At 70.3% G+C, this 5254-nt stretch carries 7 protein-coding genes and 1 tRNA gene; 6 read left to right on the top strand and 2 right to left on the bottom strand.

Going from position 1 to position 5254, the window contains the following annotated elements; genetic code table 11:
- The 3 genes from Q0112_RS00425 to yidD form a co-directional block, all read left to right on the top strand.
- A partial coding sequence (locus Q0112_RS00425) for a BLUF domain-containing protein (protein WP_297970087.1) occupies positions 1-245 on the top strand: 245 nt, incomplete at its 5' end.
- Between the two features lie 31 nt (positions 246-276).
- Positions 277-1320 carry an RluA family pseudouridine synthase gene (locus tag Q0112_RS00420; RefSeq protein WP_297970086.1) on the top strand — a complete coding sequence of 348 codons (1044 nt, stop codon included), beginning with the start codon at positions 277-279 and terminating at the stop codon, positions 1318-1320.
- Complete coding sequence (gene yidD, locus Q0112_RS00415) at positions 1317-1538, top strand: membrane protein insertion efficiency factor YidD (RefSeq protein ID WP_297970085.1); 222 nt, start codon at positions 1317-1319, stop codon at positions 1536-1538. Before Q0112_RS00420 ends, yidD begins: the two co-directional genes overlap by 4 nt.
- 128 nt (positions 1539-1666) lie before the next feature.
- Here yidD and Q0112_RS00410 read toward each other — a convergent pair whose 3' ends face one another.
- Positions 1667-2452 carry an SDR family oxidoreductase gene (locus Q0112_RS00410; protein WP_297970084.1) on the bottom strand — a complete coding sequence of 262 codons (786 nt, stop codon included), beginning with the start codon at positions 2450-2452 and terminating at the stop codon, positions 1667-1669.
- Between the two features lie 72 nt (positions 2453-2524).
- Positions 2525-2647: a hypothetical protein gene (locus Q0112_RS00405; protein WP_297970083.1), complete on the bottom strand. Its 123-nt coding sequence runs from the start codon at positions 2645-2647 to the stop codon at positions 2525-2527.
- A 78-nt stretch (positions 2648-2725) separates the two neighbouring features.
- On the opposite strand from Q0112_RS00405, the gene kdsA reads away from it, so the two are divergent.
- The 3 genes from kdsA to Q0112_RS00390 all read left to right on the top strand — a co-directional run bounded on the left by kdsA (position 2726) and on the right by Q0112_RS00390 (position 5240).
- Positions 2726-3568 (top strand): 3-deoxy-8-phosphooctulonate synthase, encoded by an 843-nt coding sequence (gene kdsA / locus Q0112_RS00400; RefSeq protein WP_297970082.1) that lies wholly within the window; start codon positions 2726-2728, stop codon positions 3566-3568.
- A 41-nt stretch (positions 3569-3609) separates the two neighbouring features.
- Positions 3610-3684 (top strand) — tRNA-Gln (locus Q0112_RS00395).
- A 107-nt stretch (positions 3685-3791) separates the two neighbouring features.
- On the top strand, positions 3792-5240 hold the full coding sequence (locus Q0112_RS00390) for a hypothetical protein (protein WP_297970081.1): 1449 nt from the start codon (positions 3792-3794) through the stop codon (positions 5238-5240).
- Positions 5241-5254 lie beyond the last annotated feature (14 nt).

Genomic DNA, 5254 nt, shown 5'->3' with positions numbered 1-5254 from the left:
AAGGTCGCTGCGACGAGGTCCTGAAGCTCGCGGCGCGCATCCTGACCGACTCGCGTCACTGCGCCATCCGGGTGCTCGCCTTCCGTGCGGTGCCGGCCCGGCGCTTCCTCACCTGGACGGTCAGCGGCTTCGAGCCCGGCGCCGATGCCGACTGCGCGCCCGAGGCGCCCGTCCCGGCCAACCTCCGCTTCCTGCCGGCCCGCGTGGTCGCCACGGACCTCCGGCTCGACCGCTCCGCGTCTTGACAACGGCAGGTGCCGGGGCCTTCTGAGCCGCATGAGCGGCATCCAGCAGATCATCGTCGATGTCGAGGAGGCCGACCAGCGCCTGGACCGGTGGCTCCGCCGCCGCTACCCGCAGGTGCCCCAGGGCCGCATCGAGCGGATGTGCCGCAAGGGCGAGATCCGCGTGGACGGCGGCCGGGTGAAGCCGGCGACCCGCCTCGGCGCAGGGCAGGTCGTTCGCCTGCCGCCCATGGCCGTCGACGCGCCGATCCCGACCGCCCCGCCGGCCATCTCCGAGGCCGACGCGGCCTTGATCCGCGGCTGCGTCATCTGGCGCGACGACGACATCATCGCCCTCAACAAGCCGCCGGGTCTGCCGGTGCAGGGCGGCTCGGGCCAGGGCCACCGCCATGTGGACGCGCTCGCCGATGCGCTCAGGTTCGGCCGCCCCGACAAGCCGCGCCTCGTGCACCGGCTCGACCGCGACACCTCGGGCCTCCTGCTGCTCGCCCGGACGCCGCACGCCGCGGCCGGGCTGGCGCGGGCGTTCCAGGCGCGCGCGACCCGCAAGATCTACTGGGCCGCCGTCGCCGGCGCTCCCTCTCCCCGCGCCGGCACCGTCCGCTTCGGCCTCGTGAAGGCGCCCGGCCACGGGGCGGGTGGCGAGGGCGAGAAGATGCTCTGCGTCCCGCCCGCCGAGGTTCCGTCCACGGAGGGCGCGAAGCGCGCCGTCACCGACTACCGGGTGATCGACGCCGCCGCGACCCGCGCCGCCTGGGTCGCCCTGATGCCGGTCACCGGGCGGACCCACCAGCTCCGCGCGCATATGGCCGCGATCGGCCATCCGATCGTCGGCGACGGCAAGTACGGCGGCAACCGCCAGGAGAATCTCGGCGAAGGCTGGGGCGCCCAGCTCGGCGGCGGCGTGAGCCGCAAGCTCCACCTGCACGCCCGCTCGCTGACGCTGACGCATCCGATCTCGGGCGAGCGGCTGACGCTCACCGCCGAGCTTCCCGAACACATGGCCCGCACCTGGGCGCTCTTCGGCTGGCGGCCCGACGACGCCCCCGCCGATCCGTTCGAGGACGCGCGATGACCCCCGCCGCCCGCCTCCTCGCCCTTCCGGTCCGGGGCTACCGCCTGGTCTTCTCGCCGCGCGTCGGCCACAACTGTCGCTTCCAGCCCACCTGCTCAGCCTATGCCCTCGAGGCGCTCGAACGTCACGGCGCGCTCCGCGGCGGCTGGCTCGCCCTCCGCCGCATCCTCCGCTGCCACCCCTGGGGCGGGTCGGGCATCGACAACGTCCCCGAGTGACGCACCCCTTCGTTAACGAATCAATCCCGACTCTTTTTGTCGCAATACGCTTTCCAGCCTTTTTCCAGCCGCATTCCAGATCGAACGAATCGCCATAAACCTTTGCCGTGGAACGGTTCCGCCGGAGCCTATTCCCGCACCCCGGGAAAATACTCCTGGTCCTGATCGACCAGCGCCCCTGTCATCGGCAGCGAGGCGTCGCTCAGGAAGAAGAGCGCCAGCCGCCCCACGTCTTCCGGCTTGACCAGCCGCCCGAACGGCATCTTCGCCTCCGCCTCCGCCAGCCACTTCTCGCCAAGCCCCAGCATCTCCGCCTGCATCTCGCGCTCCCCCGGCGTGTCCGTCCAGCCGAGGTTGATGCCGTTCACCCGGATCCGGTCCCAGCGATGGGCATAGGCGGTATTGCGGGTGAGAAGGGCGAGCGCCGCCTTGCTCGCCGAATAGATCGAGAGCGCGGGCGTCCCGCCATGAACGTTGATCGACAGGATGTTGACGATCGCCCCCGGCGCACCGCGGCCGCGCAGATGGCGGATGAGCTCCCGCATCAGCAGCGTCGGGCCGCGGGTGTTGATCGCGAGCATCCGGTCGAAATAGACCGCATCGCTTTCGAGCACGGTGCCGCGCGTCGTCATGCCGGCCGCATTCGCGAGGAGATCGACCTGCCCGAAGGCATCGGCCGCCGCCTCGACGAGGCGCGGCGGGGCTGCGGCGTCACCCATGTCCGCCGCGACGAAGACCGCCCGCCCGCCCAAGGCCTTGATCCGCCGCACCGATTCCGCGCCCTTCGCCTCGTCGCGGCCGGTCAGCAGAATGCCGGCCGCCCCCGAGCGGGCAGCTTCCTCCGCGATCGCGAGCCCCACGCCTTGCGTCCCTCCCGTCACGAGGAGCACCTTGCCGTCAATGCGAACGTCCATCCCGACTTCTCCCGGATCAGGGCATGTACTGGCCGCCGTTGCCGTGCAGGATCTGCCCCGTGACGTAACGGCTCATGTGCGAGGCGAGAAGGACGATCGGTCCGGCGCAGTCGCCCGCGAGGCGAAGGCGACCGCGGCGGTGCCGACGCTCGCCCCGGTGACGAGCACGCCCCTGCCGCACAGTCCCTCCAGCATCGCTTCCCCCTTTGCTTTGGCACCGAACCAACCGAGGATGGCGACCGGGGTCAAGCCCCGTGGGTAACGGAGGAACGCATGGCCGAGGCCATAAGGGTGCGGGTGGGAGAGATCGAGATCGCGAACGACCGGCCCCTGACGCTGATCGCGGGCCCCTGCCAGCTCGAGACGCTCGACCACGCGCTGACGATCGCCGAGACGCTCGCCCGCACCTGTTCCGCCGTCGGGGCGGGATTCGTCTTCAAGAGCTCCTTCGACAAGGCGAACCGCACCTCGGTCTCGGCCCGCCGCGGCGTTGGCATGGAGGAAGGGCTGCGCATCCTCGCCGAGGTGAAGGCGCGGATCGGCTGCCCGGTGCTGACCGACGTGCATCTGCCCGACCATTGCGCGCCGGTGGCGCAGGCGGTGGACGTGCTGCAGATCCCGGCCTTCCTGTCGCGGCAGACCGACCTCCTGCTCGCCGCCGGCCGCACCGGGGCGGCGATCAACGTGAAGAAGGGCCAGTTCCTCGCGCCCTGGGACATGGCCAACGTGGCGGCCAAGATCGCTTCCACCGGCAACGGGCGCATCCTGCTCTGTGAGCGTGGCGTGAGCTTCGGCTACAACACGCTCGTCGCCGACATGCGCAGCCTGCCGATCATGGCGCGCACCGGCTATCCGGTGGTGATGGACGCGACCCATTCCGTCCAGCAGCCAGGCGGGCAGGGCACCTCCTCGGGCGGGCAGCGCGAGTTCGCCCCGGTGATGGCGCGGGCGGCGGTGGCGCTCGGGGTGGCGGCGGTCTTCATCGAAACCCATGAGGACCCCGACCGCGCCCCCTCCGACGGCCCGAACATGATCGATCTCGCGCGGATGCCGACGCTCGTCACGGATCTGATGGCGTTCGACCGCCTCGCGAAGGCCCACCCCCTTTCGGTTTGAGCTTGTGATCGCAGTGGCCCGCCAATAGAACCAGCCTCGCTTGGGGCGTGGCCAAGCGGTAAGGCAACGGTTTTTGGTACCGTGTACCGGAGGTTCGAATCCTCCCGCCCCAGCCACTCCAATGAAATCAATGGCTTGCGAGCAGATTTCGGGAGTGTCCCACGGAATGTCCCACCGTCTGTCCCACGGCGTGCGACTCTCGCAGCGCGGAGCCGTGTTCTGGATGCGCGTTAAGGTCGCGGCAACCGGCCGGCGGTTAGAGGTTTCCCTCAGGACGCAGGACCGCGTCGAGGCGCGCAGGCGCGCGGCCCGCGTCGCCGTCGCGTTGCCGCTCGGACCGACGCCGGCGACGGTCCGCGCCTGGATCGAGGCGATGGACCGGATTGCGATGACCAACCGACCGGTGAAGGCGAAGGCCGCCGCAGAGATCGAGCTCGACGCCGCCGCGCGGCGCCAGGCGCTCGACCCGCTCGACGATCCCGCGTTCCGCGCCGCGCTCGAGGCGGAGGCCGAGGCGCGCGGCTGGTACGGCAAGCCCGACGCCGACGAGGTCATCGAGCACTTCTGGGCAATGCAGTCCGGCATGGACGCGATGACCGAGGCCTACCACGACGCTTGCAAGCGCAAGGGCATCGACCCGGCGACCCGGGAGGTGGTGGCGCGCGCGGCGGCCTCGTTCAAGGACCTCGCGAACCGCTACGTCCGGGCGCGGACGGAAGGATTTCCCTGCAGGCGCAGGATCGAGCCGAGGGACGAGGGTGCCGGCCGGGCCTTCGTGCAGGGGCAGTCGGGCAACTTCCTGGGGTCGATCGCCCTCTTCGTCGACTATCTCGGCGGCGAGGCCTTGTCGGAGCAGGTCTGCGCCGACTTCGTCTCCGACCTCGCGCGGGTGCCGCAGAAGCACGGCAAGGGCAAGGAACGCATCGGGATGCGCCGGGCAATCCAGGAGGCCGACGCCGAGGAGTTGGTCAAGGTCGAGACCATCAAGGCGGAACTGCGCAGGGCGAACGCGCCCGAGGGCGTCATCGAGGACGCGGCGGCCGCCAGGCGCATCCCCAGGCTGAAGACCGCGACGATCGTTCGTCACGCGCGCGCGATCGCGGCGATTCTCGACTGGGGCGTGGCGCTCAACGAAGTCGCCTCGAACCCGATGCGGCTGGTCATCCCCGACGCTTCCGAACTCGCCAGCCGGACACGTCGCGAGGTCCGCAACAAGCGCACGGGGTGGACGCCGCAAGAGTCGGAGAGGCTCTTCCGGACACCGATCTTCGCGAACGGACCGAGGGAGCCCGACGACGCGCTCTTCTGGGCACCGCTGATCGCAGCGCACACGGGCATGCGGGCAGAGGAGATTCTCCAGCTCAAGGGCACAGACATCGTCGAGGGCTGGATCCATGTCCAGATTTCCGATCCCAGCAGCCAGACGGCGAAGAACGAGCCGTCCCTTCGCCGGGTTCCCCTCCACTCCAACCTCGAAGCCGTCGGCCTCCCGGAGCTTGCTCGCCGCGCCGGTCCCGGTCGTCTCTTTCCGAAGGTCAAGCGGTCGGCGGCGAGGAAGAAGCTCTCGGAGACCTTCTCGAAGCGCTTCCACTACTATCGCCGGAAGCATACAGGTGCGCCCTGGAACCTGCTGGGAACGGCGGTGCAAAAGTCGACCACGGTAGCGGCGTGATGGTCGCGCTGCGG

The sequence above is a fragment of the uncultured Amaricoccus sp. genome, assembly GCF_937858865.1.
GTDB lineage: Bacteria > Pseudomonadota > Alphaproteobacteria > Rhodobacterales > Rhodobacteraceae > Amaricoccus.
The sequence above is the reverse complement of the archived record's forward strand: the minus strand, read 5'-3'. Positions and strand labels throughout refer to the sequence as shown.